Here is a 14,439-nt window from a genome sequence, read left to right on the forward strand (position 1 = left end):
GGAGAACAGGGAGGGACCTATGAAATACAAAATCGAGAAAAACACCGTGCAGGAGACGCTGATCCTCCCACTGTATTCCCGGAAGCTGTGCACCGAGCTGTATCCGGATCTTTACCGGGATGAAACGGCGGTGCGCTTGCTGAGCGAGATCGACTACGATTTTTCGCAGGCAGAGAAAAACTCCCGCAGCCTGATGCAGCGCTTTGGTGCGCTGGAGGTCGCCATGCGGCAGAATGATCTTGCCTTTGAGGTGCGGGCGTACCTGAAAACGCATCCCTGCGCGGCGGTGGTCAATCTGGGCTGCGGGCTGGATAACACCGGCAGAGCCTGCGACAACGGCAGATGCAAGATCTACAATCTGGACTTCCCGGATGTGATCGCCTTGCGGCAGCAGCTGCTGCCCGCCGGGGAGCGGGAGCAAAACATCCCCTGCGACCTGAAAGACCCCGCATGGTTTGACAAGATCGATGCCTCCGGCGGGGCGGTGTTCTTTGCCTCCGGGGTGTTCTATTACTTCCTGACGGAGCAGGTCAAGGCGCTGGTGCAGGGGATGGCAGATGCTTTTCCCGGCGGAGTGCTGGTCTTTGATGCTGCCAACCGTACGGCGGTGAAGATGATCGCGAAAACATGGCTCAGGACGGCGAAAATCAAGGATGTAGGGGCATATTTCGCGGTTTCGGATGCGAAAAGCGAGCTTTCCCCATGGAACAGCCGTTTGCAAGTGTCCAGCCGGGGCTATATGCTGGGTTACAACGATTTGAGAGATCCTTCCGTCAGCAGCTTTTTCCGGTTTCTCGCCAAGGTCGGGGACAACGGGATGAAAATGCAGATCGTGAAGATCGGATTTGGAGACAGACAATGAAATATGCCGGAATGCCCTTTGGAATGTGGGTGCTGTTTGCTGGCTCCTTTCAAAAGCAGCTGACCGCAGCCCCTATTCGTGGAACAGTGTTCTGTATATAGCAGCAATATGAAAGCAGTATTTCACAGCGGGGCATTATGAATCTATAATAGTAGTTGGAAATAAACAGAAAGAGGGTCTTTTTGATGGCAACGATATTTCCAAGAGAAGAAAAGGCAGAGGCACTGTTCGGGGAGATCCTGAAAAATCCAGAAGCCTGCCACCGCCTGATGGATACTTTCAATGACTCGCTGGACATGGCAGACGTACTGGACGCGCCGGCCGTGAGTGCACAGCAGTTTGCCGCAGCGCTGTTCAATGCCTACGAGAACAAGGATCTGTCTGCCTTTCTGATGGCGATCTGCCAGCACAGTATGTTTGACCTGCTACGGAACGCTGCCCTGATCCCGTTCAAATTCAACGCCGATGGTCAGCCGAACCCGGTGATCCTGACGGATGATACCGGCGTTCTTTTGCCGAACAACAAAGTTGCCGTGAGCAGCAAAGTATACGACCGGTTCACCCGGGTGTTCCAGAAGCAGGAAAAGGTAAAAATGTACCTTGCCAGCGGCTACTGCAAGTATCACGGCTACGACGAAGGCTCGATGGATGTGGTGGAGTACCACTACAACCAGCATTTGGGGCTGCTGCTGATCTACGAACTGCCGGACACCGTGAAGCAGAAGGTAACGGAAGCGGAGGCCTACTCCACCGTCTGGGATATCCAGATGAAGCTGCAGCACGCACTGCCCCGTTCCGTGGTCTACTATGGACAGGATACGCTCAAGGACGGCGGAACCCGCTACGATGAACTTGGCGTTTTTCTGCCGCTGGAACACTTTGCCGACCGGCTGGAACGCCATGTGGAAACTGCTACCAAGATCGTTTACGGCGAGTAAACGCCCTGTAAACGAACTCCCTTTATAAGTGCATCACAGCAAAACAAAACGCAGCGAACCGTTAAATGATTCGCTGCGTTTTGCCTTATAAGGGAGAATGGAAATGCTGCACATCAGGTGCAATAACGGAAAGTCTTGTCAGTGACAATACGGGCGAAGATCAGCCTAACGGCAGTGCCACGATGATGAGAATGGCATCTGCAAACCATGTGGCGGAGTCCATCAGAGACAGGATGCCCAGATTATAGATGGCACGGTAGAAATACAGTCCCGGTACCATGATAACGATGGACGGCACGGTGACGGAGATGCGGGGATAACCGACGGCGCTCTTCAGGCAGGAGGCCAGCAATCCGGACAGCAGTGCGCCCAGAAACGCTGCAATAGCGGGCGGAAAGCCCGCAAGGCTCACCAGCTCCAGCCGGAACGTGTTCGTTACCGCACCGATAAGGGCGGCGCAGACTGCCAGGTTCCGGGGACTGTTGAACATGAGCGAAAAGCCGAACACACCGCCAAAACTTGCCAGCAGCCGGAACACGATCTCTTCCGGGAGTGTCAGGCTCAGGGCAGGGAACTGCACCGGCTGCAAATGCAGCAGCAGTGCCATGATCCAAGCCGTCATGGTTGCCACCAGAATGATGAGGACGGCGTAGGCCAGACGTTCCAGCCCGGAGCGCATATCCAGCTTGGCAAGGTCGATGCCGCTGGTAATGAACGGAAAGCCCGGAATGATGAAGAGCATGGAGCAGATATACCCCGCCTCGTGCTGCGCCGATACGGCAAACAGCACCTCTGCCAGCTTCAGCAGGATGGCATACACGAGGCTTGCTGAACAGACCGACGCCGTAATGCCCAGAAACAGGGTGAAATGGTGCTTTGTCAGCTTGCACCGTACAAAGTTGCCGATGCCTGCACCGCAGAAGGCACACAGCATTTCCACAATGCCGCCGCCAAGCAGAAAGGTGAAGCAGCCGCAGGCCAGTGCAGCTGCAAAGCCCAGTGCGATGGGCGAATACAAGCCGTGGATGCGCTCGATCTCATCGAGGTGGCTGTGCAGTTCTTCGCCGGTCATAAATTTTCCTTCCCGGTCGAAGTCGTTGACGAAATGCTCCAGTCGGTTCAGCCGGGAGGTATTCACGCCCGTATTTGTCAGACAGAGTGACTGGGTATAACACTGGTCACCGTCAAAGCAGGTGAACTCAATGGACAACAGGCCGATGTCCGCTGTTGTTGTGACTCCAAGCTCCCGCGAAAGGGTGTTCATGGAGCTTCGGACACGCCATGCGCCGGTGCCGCATTCCAGCAGCATCAGCCCGGTGCGTCCAATGACAGAGGCTTTTTCCACAAGCCCCGCCTCGGTAATGGGGACGCCCTTGCTGGCCGACGCATAGTCGTGCCAGTAGACTTCCATGTGATTTTTGATGATCTCACTTTGCCGTTGTCCCATACCGGAAAGCCTCCTTTGTGATATGGGAATGTTGCAGTCGTTTCAAGACTGCGGTGCTATTATAAGGGAAATTGCAGGGCGGGTAAAACGTATCTTGGATATGCCGGCAATGTTCGTTTGGTATTTCAAAGAAGAAAATACGTTGCGTTTTTGGCGGCTCTGCGGTAGGATGGAAAAAACACGCCGAAAGGAAACTGCCGTGACCCTTCAACAACTCCGCTATGTCACGGCTGTTGCCGGCACCGGCACCATCAGCCATGCAGTGCAGCAGTTCTATATTTCTCAGCCCAGCCTGACCAATGCGATCCGGGAGCTGGAACAGGAAGTGGGGCTGGCGCTTTCCAAGACGGAAAGCTCTGTGGTGAGCCGGACGCTGCTGGAATATCTGAGATCCACCCGGCAGCGAAAGGATGCGCCGCAGATAAAATAAGAGCAAAGAGCGGAGAACGATCTGCATTCTTCGGAAGATAATCTCTGGAGTACGCTGTATCTGACAGGATGCTTGACCAAGGCGCGTGAAGAGGATTATCAAGGCGAACTGCCGGACGGTATGGTTGCGCTGATGATCCCGAATGCAGAAATCAAAGAGACTTTTGAAACAACAGTCATCAAATGGTTTGATGACAGTACGAAGAAGTGGAATCGGAATGCTTTGTTTGATGCAGTCTGGAACGGCGACTGTGAGGGTATCACCAAGGAGATGAATGCCCTGCTTTGACGTAGATACGTTACTGCGTGAAAGGGGTGGATTCTCTTTTCCATCCCAAAGTGCGCTGGGGAGAGGATAAGCATTTTCAATGCAGCGTCTGGCGTCTTGAGCGATGATAAAATTTACAATTCCAGCCGCATGGAGATCAGTTCTTGATATCCAGCGTTCCGAGAGCGAAAACCTTTTGGGTTTCTGCCATATTCCACAAATCCTGCCGTCTGATACATGGAAATCGCTCTTGCGTTTTCTGCCACCACATCCAGCTCCAACTGAGCATATCCCGCGGTTCTGGCGCATTGGATACAGGCTTCCATCAAGGCTCGTCCAATGCCCAGTCCCCAATAGTCTTTTAGGATACTGATGCCGAATTCGGCACGATGCGTCACTTTATACTGCGCTCCGATGGCCTCGATTCCGGCAGTTCCTGCCACTTTACCGTTCACGAAGGCAATCAGCTCAATTTCATTCGGGCTGGCTGCCTTTCTTTCCAAGTAACGGCTTTCCTGTTCCGAATCAAAGTGATTTTCGTCGGGATAACTCAGCAGATAATCTGTTTCTGCGTGTGTCAGATTAAAGTTTTCAAGCACGGTGCTTCCATCAGATGCCACGCCGTTTCGGATGTGGACTGTTAGCTCTTTTGGAGTGATAATCGTTTGATCGTATTTCATTTTTCCTCCTGAATCGTTCAATCCGCTGCGTCTGCCAATTTCAAGAATTTCTTGTCCGACTGGATGCTCTGGGTCACAAACTTCCCATCCCGGAACAATGCGTATGTTGTGACCGGTGCGGGCACATTCTGAGCCGTCTCTTTCTCTGTGATGTGGATGGCTTTGAACGGGATCCCATGTTCCTTTGCAGCCTCCTGCACCTTTGGCACCCAATAATAGGTGTAGGGGCACTGGTCAGTATAGTAGAGGACAAAGCCATTTTCCTCCACCTTGGGGTGCTTGGCGCAGGCCTTGAATTTTGGCGGCTGGGCACTCTCTGCAAGTGGCAGGTACATGAGGTTGATCCCGCAATCGGAGATGTCCGAAACCTTGAAGCCTTATGGGTCAAAAACTTTGGGTCAGCGAGAAACTCCCGTTTGCGCCCCTCGGCACACAGAATACAAACGCCGTTTTTGCCCTGCGCCTTGGCATCCCGAAAGCATTCTTCCAGCAGCTCGCTGGAATAGCCGTGCCCTTTCAAGGAGCCGGAGACCCACAGACAGTTGATATAAAGCCAGCCTGCCGCGTCAATGGGCACCCATGCGTTTTCTGCCGGGATATACTCGATAAAGCACTTGCCGCGCTCTGCACTGCGGTAAAAAACAAGCCCCTCTTCAAAGCGCTGCTTGAGCCATTCCTTCTTGGCAAGGCTCTGTTTGCCGGACATGGCACAACAGATGTGTTCCTTGTCGATGTTTTCTTTGGTAACTCTGATATAGTCCATCTTGCGGTTCCTCCCAAGTTCTTTTTGCAGTTCCTCTTAAGTTGCAAAAGGCCGCTGTACCGCAGAGCGTTTCTCCGACACAGCGACCTTTTCGCTTTTGGCTGCGGCTTACCGCATCCGGCCATCGCCGCCCATCAAGGCGGTCATTTCCTCAAGATAATCCAGCGGGAACGGCGGAGAGCACAGGGGCTTCATGGCAATGCTCATGAGCTTCATGGGGTTGTCGTCTGCCGCCACCCGGTTGGAGCTGAGCTTTCCGCAGCGTTTGCAGCGGTGGATGATGGCCCACTCGCCGCCTTTGCGTACCCAGACTGCCACCGGCTCCATAATGCCGCCGCAGTCGGAGGCGCGGTCGCCGGGTTCTTCGTCCACATGAAGGCTGGACAGGCAGTTGGGGCAATGATTGCGGTGGTCGCTCCCGGCATTTTGCGGGGTGCAGACCCGTCCGCAGACTTTGCAGGTAAAGGTGTCGTTGCAGGCGTGGGTCTTATAGTAACCTTTTTCAAAGGTCTTGCGTTTATTTTCACGATTCATGGTATCGTCCTCCTGAAGAATTGTGTCTGTTCGTCTTCGGGAGGAATGGCTTGCGGTTTTGCCAGACCTCCCGGTCAGCCCACAAGTCCCAGTGCAAATGTTGTATGTTTCAAAAAAATTCTCCTTACAAAATAAAATTCAAAGATAGATTCATTTTTCGTTGTGCTCAAGGTTAAAGGTCCGGAAGAACAGCTTTACATGGGCATCCAGCTTGGCAAGGCTTTCGGCTTCCCGTTCTGGCTGACGGTCGCAGACGCTCAGCAGGACGATGATGGGGGAAACGTACATCCACGCCAGCGTATCCGGGTCTTCGTTTTGCAGTTCGCCGTTTGCAACCAGCGCGCGGAAGATGCCTGCATGGTAGGAGATCATCCAATCCACATAGCGTTTGGAAAGCAGTTCGGCAAATTTTGGGGAGCGGAACTGCTCCAGCGTCATCATCCGGCGGAACTGGCTGATGGTTTTATCGTGCAGTGAATAAAGGAAAATCTGTCGGACTTTTTCAACCAGCAGTTCCTCCGAGATGTGAGAGAACACCGGAATATCCTTTTGGGAATCCTGTACATGGACTGAAATCTCAGCGGTGTCTTTTTGGTAGTGTGCCGAAGTTGTCTCCAAAATCGCATCAAAAATGGCCTGTTTACTTGGGAAATGATTGTACAGCGAGGGTGCCTTGATGCCGACCGCCTTTGCAATTTCACCCACACTGACGGCATCATACCCTTTGGTCGAAAACAGCTCCAGAGATTTTTCCAGAATGCGCTGCTTAGTATCTTCCATTTTCATTCGCCCTTTGCTAACTAATATTTGTTAGCTCTACTATAATCAAAAAAGTTTCCGTTGTCAAGAGCTTTTTCTGAAAGAGGATTTTATGAAAGCAATGCAGAACGATTGGTATAAAAAGATAGAGGAAAATCTGCCGGACTTTTTTACCAGCAGCTCTTCCGAGATGTGGGAGAAAGGCAGGAGTAAAGATTCAGACTTTCCGCCAGTGTGCCGATGCCGCGGTTGCATCTGGGAAGAAAATACAGTATAATGGTCACAGAGATTCCATGGGTTTCTGAACACGAAAAACGCCGCCATTGCGGCAGAAAACGAGGAAATGAATATGAATCTGCCTGAAAAGAAACAGCGCTGGGTCTACCATGCTGAGGCTCTGCCGCAGCCCGCCGGGGCGGGCGTCACCCGCCGGGTGCTGGCTTATACCGACGGCCTGATGTGCGTGGAGAACACCTTTGAAAAAGGAGCCGTGGGTGCTTTACATCACCACCCGCACACCCAGATCACCTATGTGGTGTCGGGCGCGTTTGAATTTACCGTGGACGGCGAGACCCATACCGTCCGGGCAGGGGATACCATCCTGAAAGAGGACGGCGTGGAGCACGGCTGTGTCTGCACCGAGGCCGGTATCCTGCTGGACATCTTTACCCCTATGCGGGAGGATTTTGTCTAAGCAAAGTGCAGACCGAACCAGAATCAAAGCAAAACAGCACCCTGAACGCTCTTTGCAGCGTCTCAGGGTGCTGTTTTTACAGAGAAATTACGGATTACTTGCTCTGGATGTATTCGTCGATGGCCTTGGCGGCGGCCTTGCCGGCACCCATGGCCTTGATGACGGTAGCGGCGCCGGTCACGGCGTCACCGCCAGCGTACACACCCTCGCGGCTGGTCTTGCCTCATCGCCCTCGGTGACGATGCAGCCATGCTTGTTGGTCTCCAGGCCCGGGGTGGTGGAGCGGATGAGCGGGTTGGGGCTGGTGCCCAGGCTCATGATGACAGTGTCCACATCCATGGTGAACTCGCTGCCCTTTTTCTCAATGGGGCGGCGGCGGCCGGAAGCATCCGGCTCACCCAGTTCCATTTCGATGCAGGTAATAGCCTTGACGAAACCGCTCTCATCAGGCAGGATCTCCACAGGGTTGCAAAGGGTCTTGAAGATGATGCCCTCCTCCTCGGCGTGCTCAACCTCCTCCTTGCGGGCGGGCAGCTCGGCCATGCCGCGGCGGTAAACGATGTAGACCGTCTCAGCACCCAGGCGCAGAGCGCTGCGGGCAGCGTCCATGGCCACATTGCCGCCGCCCACAACAGCCACTTTCTTGCCGGTGCGGATGGGGGTCTTGCTGGTGGGCAGGTAGGCTTTCATCAGGTTGGAACGGGTGAGGAACTCGTTGGCGGAGTACACGCCTTTGAGGCTCTCGCCGGGGATGCCCATAAAGCGGGGCAGGCCGGCACCGGAGCCTACAAAAACGGCCTCATAGCCGTACTCGCCCATCAGCTCGTCGATGGTGAGCACCTTGCCGATGACCATATTGCACTCAAAATCCACGCCCATCTTCTTCAGGCCGTCGATCTCCTGCTGGACAATGGCCTTGGGCAGACGGAACTCAGGGATGCCGTACATCAGCACGCCGCCGGCCACATGCAGGGCCTCGTACACGGTGACTTTATAGCCCAGCTTGGCCAGATCGCCTGCAGCGGTCAGGCCGGCAGGACCGGCGCCGATGATGGCGACTTTGTGGCCGTTGGACGCGGGAACGATGGGAGCGGTGTGGACATTCTCGCGGTGCCAGTCGGCCACAAAGCGCTCCAGACGGCCGATGCCGACGGGCTCGTTCTTGATGCCGCGGGTGCACTTGCCCTCGCACTGGCTCTCCTGCGGGCAGACACGGCCGCAGACGGCAGGCAGGGAAGAGGAGCGGTTGATGACCTGATAAGCGGCCTCAAAATCGCCCTCTGCCACATGGCCGATGAATTCCGGGATATCAATGCCGACGGGGCAGCCCGTCTGGCAGGGTTTGTTTTTGCAGTGGACGCAGCGCTTGGCCTCGTTGACAGCCATCTCAGCGGTGTAGCCCAGTGCCACTTCCTCAAAGTTCTTGTTGCGGACGTTGGGGTCCTGGGTGGGCATGGGGCATTTCTTCGGGTCCATATTGAAAGCCATCTTATTTTACCTCCTGATTCAGCAGATTGCAGGCTGCTTCGCGGGCGCGGGCCTCAAAGGGGCGGTACATGGTGCCGCGGGCCATTGCCTCGTCAAAATCCACGAGGTCGCCGTCAAAGTCGGGGCCGTCCACGCAGGCAAACTTGGTCTGGCCGCCCACGGTCAGGCGGCAGCCGCCGCACATGCCGGTGCCGTCGATCATAATGGGGTTCATGGAGACGATGCTCTTCAGGCCATGCTTCTGGCAGGTCTTGACCACAAACTTCATCATGATGAGCGGGCCGATGGTGATGACCAGATCGTACTGGTTGCCGGCGGCCACCAGCTCGTCCAGGGCAGCAGTGACCACGCCCTTGGTGCCGTAGCTGCCGTCGTCGGTCATCACGCGCAGCTCGTCGCTGCAGGCCTTGAACTCGTCCTCGAGGATGAGCAGGTCTTTGCTGCGGAAACCGACCACGCTGTGCACCACGCAGCCCTGCTCGTGCAGCTCACGGGCGATGGGCAGAGCGATGGCGCAGCCCACGCCGCCGCCGACCACGCAGACCTTTTTCAGGCCCTCCACCTCGGTGGCGCGGCCCAGGGGGCCCACGAAATCATGGACGCTCTCGCCCACCTTGAGGCTGTTCAGCTCCATGGTGGTGCCGCCCACGATCTGGAAAATGATATCCACAGTGCCTGCCTCGCGGTCATAACCGGCCACGGTCAGGGGGATGCGCTCGCTGTCCTCAAACGGGCGCACAATGATAAACTGGCCCGGCTTTGCTTTTTTGGCAATGAGCGGGGCTTCAATGACCATCTTTGTCACGGTGGGGTTCAGCGCGACTTTCTCAGTGATCTTATACATTGCGTTTGCTCCTTTTTCTGGCAAGATCTCAGTGCATGAAAACGCGTCTGCCCTGCCCGCACGGCAGGCTACAGACGCGGAATCCTTCAGGCAACAATTTGATAAAATAATTATAACGGTTTTGGGATGGAATTGCAATTAAATTCTCTTCGTGTCAGCGGCGGCAAACTTGACCAAACAAAAAAATTGAAAAAAATGCAAATTTGTGGTTGACAATGGCCCCGGGGTGCGGTATAATAATCGACGTCGCCGGGAACAACACCCCGGGACGCCACATGGAGTATGCGGCCGTAGCTCATCTGGTAGAGCGCCACCTTGCCAAGGTGGAGGTAGCGAGTTCGAGCCTCGTCGGCCGCTCCATTATTGTGGAAGTTTAGCTCAGCTGGGAGAGCATCTGCCTTACAAGCAGAGGGTCAGCGGTTCGAGCCCGTTAACTTCCACCATGTGGCCCGGTAGCTCAGTTGGTTAGAGCACCAGCCTGTCACGCTGGGGGTCGTCGGTTCGAGCCCGATCCGGGTCGCTTTTATTTGCCTCTGTAGCTCAGTCGGTAGAGCAGGGGACTGAAAATCCCCGTGTCATTGGTTCGATTCCGATCGGAGGCACCACGTCGAAAGTCCTACGGTTCATCAGGCAGTCTTGCCAGCAAGACCGCTGTGATGAACGCCAGACTTTCTCCTCTTCCCCACAAACCCTTGCATCCGCAAGTCTTTGCGGGGGCCCCGAGATAACGCAAAGCGTTATCTGTATGCGGCCGTAGCTCATCTGGTAGAGCGCCACCTTGCCAAGGTGGAGGTAGCGAGTTCGAGCCTCGTCGGCCGCTCCAACACGAAGCCATCATCAATGCGTATTGCAAAGATGATGGCTTTTTTGTTTGATTCTCGGAGTGGGAAAGTTTGCAGATGTTGACAGAATCTGCGAATGCCCTTATACTGGTATCGTTCGGTTTTGAAAAGCATATAGGGCGAGCCGGGCCTGCCTTGCGGGCAGGGCGGCTCGCCTTTGTGCGCGTTTTTGCTGATGGATAGAAAAAGGAGGGAAACATTGCAGTGATCTTTGGCAAGTACATCAACCGCTACTACCTCAAGAATGCTCCGGTGCTTCTGCTGGGCCTGGCGGCACTGCTGACGGTAGACTACATCCAGCTTTTGATCCCCCGGCTTTACCGGCTGGTGATCAATGGGGTCAATCTGGGGCAGGTGGTCGTGGACGGGCAGACTGTGGCTTTTGGTAAAGAGGTGCTGTTCCAGCACATCTGCCTGCCTATGATTTACATTATTATATTGATGGTGCTGGGCCGCTTTTTGTGGCGCGTCTGCTTCTTTGGCAGTGCCGTGCGGGTCACGGCAGATCTGCGGGAGCGGATGTTTGACCACAGCCGCCAGCTCTCCCAGCAATATTATCAGGTCAACAAGGTGGGCAACCTGATGAGCCTGTACACCAACGACCTGGATACCATCCAAGAGTGCTTTGGCGATGGCGTGCTCATGTTTTTTGATGCCCTGACCCTTGGCCTGCTGGCCCTTTATAAAATGTGGAACATGGATCACCAGCTCACGCTGCTGGCCCTGATCCCGGCGCTGCTGATGCTGGCCATTGGCACCGTGATGGGCAAGACGATGACCAAGACCTGGGAGAAGCGCCAGCAGGCTTTCTCCGACCTCTCAGACTTCGCGCAGGAGAATTTCTCCGGCATCGCGGTCATCAAGGCCTTTGTCAAGGAACTGAAAGAGCTGATCGCGTTCCGGAAGCTCAACAAGGAAAACGAGAAGATCAACGTGGAGTATACCCGCATCTCGGTGCTGCTGGAGATCATGGTCACCCTGTTTGTGGAGTCGGTCATCTGCGTGATTCTGGGTTTTGGCGGCTATCTTGTCTACGTCGGGCGGTTCAACGCGGGCCAGCTGGTGGAGTACATCGGTTACTTTGAGGCCATCGTCTGGCCCATCATGGCCGTGGCCATGCTCATTGAAAAATCCTCCCGTGGCAAGGCGTCCCTCAACCGCATCACCGAGCTGCTGGATGCCCCCATTGATGTGGCTGACCGTCCCGGCGTGCCGGATCTGGCCAATGTGCAGGGCGGCGTGGAATTCCGGGACCTGACGTTCCGCTACCCGGACGGCGAGTTCGATGTGCTCAAAAACATCAGCTTCACGATCCAGCCCGGCGAGAGAGTGGGCATCGTGGGCAAGACGGGCGCGGGCAAGACCGCTCTGGTAGACCTGCTGCTTCGTACCTACAACGTGCCGGACGGCACCCTGTTTGTGGATGGCAAAGACGTCAACACCGTTTCCATCCACTCGGTGCGCAACGCCTGCGCCTATGTCCCGCAGGACAACTTCCTCTTCTCGGACACCATCGCCCATAACATCGGGTTCGGTGTGGATGACGCTACCCGGGAGGACATTGACCGTGCTGCCGCGCTGGCGGACGTCCGTGACAACATCGTGGATTTTAAAGACGGTTATGAGACCGTGCTGGGCGAGCGCGGTGTGACCGTTTCCGGCGGCCAGAAGCAGCGCATCTCCATTGCCCGCGCCCTGCTCAAGAACGCGCCCATCCTGATTCTGGACGATTCCGTCTCGGCCGTGGACACCCGCACCGAGAAGATCATTCTGGACAACCTCAAGGCCAGCCGGGCAGGGAAGACCACCCTCCTCATTGCCCACCGCATTTCCACGGTGGAGGGGCTGGACAAGATCATCTTCCTTGAGGATGGCCGGGTGGAGGCCGTGGGCCCCCACGACAGCCTGTATGCTTCCTGCCCCGAGTATCGCCGGATGGTGGACCTCCAGCGGCTGGAAGATGAGGTAGGAGGTGACAGCAATGGCTAATGTGAATCCGCTTCTGCTGGTGGGAGCCGTTATTGGTGTGGTCACGGCCCTGCTGGTGTTTGCCTACGCCTCCGTCAGGGACAAGAAAGGATCCATGGGCTTTGAACGGAATATGGCCGATGGCGAGATCGTCCGCCGTCTGATCCAGTACGCCAAGCCCTATGGCGGAAAATTCATCATTGTGGGCTTTCTGGTCCTCTTCTCCATCAGTTACGATATCGCGTCTCCTCTCATCGTGGGCTATATTGAAGAGCTGGTGGTAGGGGACTTTACCCTCGACCATCTGTTTGCCTCGGTGGCGGTCTATGCGGGCGTGCTCGTCTTCTCGATGCTGAGCACCTATTTCCAGGCCGTCATCCTCCAGAAAGTGGGGCAGCGCATCATTTCCGACCTCGCGAAGACCTGTTTACCCACATCGAGTCACTGGCTCACGAACAGCTCAATGAGATCCCGGTGGGCAAGCTGGTCACCCGCGTGACCAACGACACCAACGCCATCTCGATGATGTTTACAAACTTGCTGGTCAACCTGACCAAGAACGCGTTCGTCATTCTGGGCATTCTGGTGGCGATGCTCTGCCTCAACTATGAGCTGACCCTGATGGTGCTCTGTTTTGTGCCGTTCATCGTCATCTTCACGGTCATCTTCCGCAAGTTCTCCCGCCGGGCTTACCGCAAGGTGAAAGATGCCACGACCGACATCAATACCTATCTTTCCGAGAACCTCTCTGGCATCAAAGTGACCCAGATCTTTGGCCGGGAAGACGAGAAGATGACCGAGTTCCGCCAGAAGAGCCAGACTTTGGCCCGGGCGACCCAGGAGCAGATCTTCGTTTTTGGCGTGTTCCGCCCGCTGGTGTATATGCTTTATATCAGTTCCATTCTCTGCCTGTTCTATCTGGGCGGCATGGGCCACCTGACGGGGGCCACGTTCCTGGGGCAGAGCATTTCGTCCGGCACCATCGTCACGTTCTACATGTACATCTCCAAGTTCTTTACGCCGATCCAGAACCTGGCGGAGCAATTCAACTGGCTGCAGTCGGCCTTTGCGTCGTCGGAGAAAGTTTTCTCCATCATGGACATTGAGCCCAAGATGCAGGATGCCCCGGACGCCATCGAGCTGGAGGACATCAAGGGCGAGATCGAATTCAAGGATGTCTGGTTCAGCTATATCCCCGGCGAGTGGGTGCTGCAGGGCGTTTCGTTCCATGTGAACCCCCGCCAGACCGTGGCATTCGTGGGCTCCACGGGCTCCGGCAAGAGCACGATTCTCTCCCTCATCTGCCGCAACTATGAGTTCCAGAGAGGTGAGATTTTGATTGACGGCATCAACATCCGCAAGATCAAAATTTCCTGCCTGCGGAAGCACTTCGGCCAGATGCTGCAGGATGTTTTCCTCTTCTCGGGCACCATCCGCTCCAACATCGTCCTGCGGGAGGAGAACATCCCGGATGAAGAAATTATGGAGGTCTGCCGCTATGTCAATGCGGACCACTTCATCAACAAGCTGGACCACGGTCTGGACGAGGAAGTCCGGGAGCGGGGCAACAACTTCTCGGCAGGCCAGCGCCAGCTGCTCAGTTTTGCCCGCACCATCCTGCACAAGCCCAGCGTGATGATCCTGGACGAGGCCACCGCCAACATCGACACCGAGACCGAGCTGCTGATCCAGGATTCGCTGGAAAAGATGCGCTCGGTGGGCACTATGCTCATTGTGGCTCACCGCCTGTCCACCATTCAGCACGCGGACAACATCATTGTGCTCTCGCACGGCAAAATTCTGGAGCAGGGCACTCACCAGCAGCTGCTGGCCCGGCACGGGCGGTATTACCAGCTCTACACGCTGCAATACCACAAAGAGCAGCTGAATCTGCAATAAAGGAAATCAAAAGACAAAACGCTC

Annotated in this window: 13 protein-coding genes, 5 tRNA genes and 2 pseudogenes; 13 read left to right on the forward strand and 7 right to left on the reverse strand. The window is 55.5% G+C overall.

Translation table 11 applies throughout. The features are described 5' to 3' along the window. The first annotated feature begins 19 nt into the window (after positions 1 to 19). Complete coding sequence (locus DXA70_RS04485; RefSeq protein WP_128117728.1) at positions 20 to 862, forward strand: class I SAM-dependent methyltransferase; 843 nt, start codon at positions 20 to 22, stop codon at positions 860 to 862. A 185-nt stretch (positions 863 to 1,047) separates the two neighbouring features. Continuing rightward, positions 1,048 to 1,800 carry a DUF4866 domain-containing protein gene (locus DXA70_RS04490; RefSeq protein ID WP_128117729.1) on the forward strand — a complete coding sequence of 251 codons (753 nt, stop codon included), beginning with the start codon at positions 1,048 to 1,050 and terminating at the stop codon, positions 1,798 to 1,800. A 160-nt stretch (positions 1,801 to 1,960) separates the two neighbouring features. Here the strand turns inward: DXA70_RS04490 and DXA70_RS04495 are convergent, their stop codons facing one another. Continuing rightward, complete coding sequence (locus DXA70_RS04495) at positions 1,961 to 3,247, reverse strand: threonine/serine exporter family protein (RefSeq protein ID WP_347553483.1); 1,287 nt, start codon at positions 3,245 to 3,247, stop codon at positions 1,961 to 1,963. Positions 3,248 to 3,446: 199 nt separating this feature from the next. Here DXA70_RS04495 and DXA70_RS14115 point away from each other — a divergent pair, with 199 nt between their 5' ends. Beyond that, on the forward strand, positions 3,447 to 3,677 hold the full coding sequence (locus DXA70_RS14115) for a LysR family transcriptional regulator (RefSeq protein WP_243001081.1): 231 nt from the start codon (positions 3,447 to 3,449) through the stop codon (positions 3,675 to 3,677). Between the two features lie 72 nt (positions 3,678 to 3,749). Further along, positions 3,750 to 3,965 carry a hypothetical protein gene (locus DXA70_RS04505; RefSeq protein WP_199522846.1) on the forward strand — a complete coding sequence of 72 codons (216 nt, stop codon included), beginning with the start codon at positions 3,750 to 3,752 and terminating at the stop codon, positions 3,963 to 3,965. A gap of 113 nt (positions 3,966 to 4,078) precedes the next feature. Here DXA70_RS04505 and DXA70_RS04510 read toward each other — a convergent pair whose 3' ends face one another. The 4 genes and pseudogenes from DXA70_RS04510 to DXA70_RS04525 form a co-directional block, all read right to left on the reverse strand. After that, on the reverse strand, positions 4,079 to 4,624 hold the full coding sequence (locus DXA70_RS04510; RefSeq protein ID WP_128117730.1) for a GNAT family N-acetyltransferase: 546 nt from the start codon (positions 4,622 to 4,624) through the stop codon (positions 4,079 to 4,081). Positions 4,625 to 4,641: 17 nt separating this feature from the next. After that, positions 4,642 to 5,387 (reverse strand): annotated as a pseudogene (locus tag DXA70_RS04515) (GNAT family N-acetyltransferase). A 108-nt stretch (positions 5,388 to 5,495) separates the two neighbouring features. Beyond that, on the reverse strand, positions 5,496 to 5,921 hold the full coding sequence (locus DXA70_RS04520) for an RNHCP domain-containing protein (protein ID WP_128117731.1): 426 nt from the start codon (positions 5,919 to 5,921) through the stop codon (positions 5,496 to 5,498). Between the two features lie 150 nt (positions 5,922 to 6,071). Next, the gene (locus DXA70_RS04525; RefSeq protein WP_278321313.1) at positions 6,072 to 6,701 is read right to left on the reverse strand and encodes a TetR/AcrR family transcriptional regulator; all 630 of its coding nucleotides are present in this window, start codon (positions 6,699 to 6,701) and stop codon (positions 6,072 to 6,074) included. Between the two features lie 322 nt (positions 6,702 to 7,023). On the opposite strand from DXA70_RS04525, the gene DXA70_RS04530 reads away from it, so the two are divergent. Further along, positions 7,024 to 7,374: a cupin domain-containing protein gene (locus DXA70_RS04530; RefSeq protein WP_181566992.1), complete on the forward strand. Its 351-nt coding sequence runs from the start codon at positions 7,024 to 7,026 to the stop codon at positions 7,372 to 7,374. Between the two features lie 94 nt (positions 7,375 to 7,468). Here DXA70_RS04530 and gltA read toward each other — a convergent pair. After that, a pseudogene (gene gltA / locus DXA70_RS04535) lies at positions 7,469 to 8,862 on the reverse strand (NADPH-dependent glutamate synthase). A gap of 1 nt (position 8,863) precedes the next feature. Further along, positions 8,864 to 9,706 carry a sulfide/dihydroorotate dehydrogenase-like FAD/NAD-binding protein gene (locus DXA70_RS04540; RefSeq protein WP_112115356.1) on the reverse strand — a complete coding sequence of 281 codons (843 nt, stop codon included), beginning with the start codon at positions 9,704 to 9,706 and terminating at the stop codon, positions 8,864 to 8,866. A 284-nt stretch (positions 9,707 to 9,990) separates the two neighbouring features. Here DXA70_RS04540 and DXA70_RS04545 point away from each other — a divergent pair. The 8 genes from DXA70_RS04545 (at position 9,991) to DXA70_RS04575 (ending at position 14,415) form a co-directional block, all read left to right on the forward strand. Continuing rightward, positions 9,991 to 10,066 (forward strand) — tRNA-Gly (locus DXA70_RS04545). Between the two features lie 7 nt (positions 10,067 to 10,073). Next, a tRNA-Val gene (locus DXA70_RS04550) sits at positions 10,074 to 10,149 on the forward strand. Positions 10,150 to 10,152: 3 nt separating this feature from the next. Further along, positions 10,153 to 10,226 (forward strand) — tRNA-Asp (locus tag DXA70_RS04555). 9 nt (positions 10,227 to 10,235) lie between these two features. After that, positions 10,236 to 10,311: transfer RNA gene (locus DXA70_RS04560), tRNA-Phe, on the forward strand. 142 nt (positions 10,312 to 10,453) lie between these two features. Next, a tRNA-Gly gene (locus DXA70_RS04565) sits at positions 10,454 to 10,529 on the forward strand. Between the two features lie 223 nt (positions 10,530 to 10,752). Beyond that, positions 10,753 to 12,537 carry an ABC transporter ATP-binding protein gene (locus DXA70_RS04570; protein ID WP_128117733.1) on the forward strand — a complete coding sequence of 595 codons (1,785 nt, stop codon included), beginning with the start codon at positions 10,753 to 10,755 and terminating at the stop codon, positions 12,535 to 12,537. After that, entirely contained in the window at positions 12,530 to 13,015 is a 486-nt protein-coding gene (locus DXA70_RS13745) for a hypothetical protein (protein WP_199522847.1), read from the forward strand. The genes DXA70_RS04570 and DXA70_RS13745 overlap by 8 nt, the downstream gene beginning before the upstream one ends. Then, complete coding sequence (locus DXA70_RS04575; RefSeq protein WP_243001082.1) at positions 12,991 to 14,415, forward strand: ABC transporter ATP-binding protein; 1,425 nt, start codon at positions 12,991 to 12,993, stop codon at positions 14,413 to 14,415. The genes DXA70_RS13745 and DXA70_RS04575 overlap by 25 nt, the downstream gene beginning before the upstream one ends. Positions 14,416 to 14,439: the final 24 nt, after the last annotated feature.

The sequence above is a fragment of the Faecalibacterium sp. OF04-11AC genome (genome assembly GCF_003460645.1).
Lineage (GTDB): Bacteria > Bacillota > Clostridia > Oscillospirales > Ruminococcaceae > Faecalibacterium > Faecalibacterium prausnitzii_I.

What these genes read in the sequence shown, in the direction of transcription:
- DXA70_RS04525 (WP_278321313.1), bottom strand. Translation starts at nt 6,701, where the DNA reads ATGGAAGATACTAAGCAGCGCATTCTGGAAAAATCTCTGGAGCTGTTT.
- DXA70_RS04540 (WP_112115356.1), bottom strand. Translation starts at nt 9,706, where the DNA reads ATGTATAAGATCACTGAGAAAGTCGCGCTGAACCCCACCGTGACAAAG.
- DXA70_RS04495 (WP_347553483.1), bottom strand. Translation starts at nt 3,247, where the DNA reads ATGGGACAACGGCAAAGTGAGATCATCAAAAATCACATGGAAGTCTAC.
- DXA70_RS04520 (WP_128117731.1), bottom strand. Translation starts at nt 5,921, where the DNA reads ATGAATCGTGAAAATAAACGCAAGACCTTTGAAAAAGGTTACTATAAG.
- DXA70_RS04490 (WP_128117729.1), top strand. Translation starts at nt 1,048, where the DNA reads ATGGCAACGATATTTCCAAGAGAAGAAAAGGCAGAGGCACTGTTCGGG.
- DXA70_RS04530 (WP_181566992.1), top strand. Translation starts at nt 7,024, where the DNA reads ATGAATATGAATCTGCCTGAAAAGAAACAGCGCTGGGTCTACCATGCT.
- DXA70_RS13745 (WP_199522847.1), top strand. Translation starts at nt 12,530, where the DNA reads ATGGCTAATGTGAATCCGCTTCTGCTGGTGGGAGCCGTTATTGGTGTG.
- DXA70_RS04485 (WP_128117728.1), top strand. Translation starts at nt 20, where the DNA reads ATGAAATACAAAATCGAGAAAAACACCGTGCAGGAGACGCTGATCCTC.
- DXA70_RS04510 (WP_128117730.1), bottom strand. Translation starts at nt 4,624, where the DNA reads ATGAAATACGATCAAACGATTATCACTCCAAAAGAGCTAACAGTCCAC.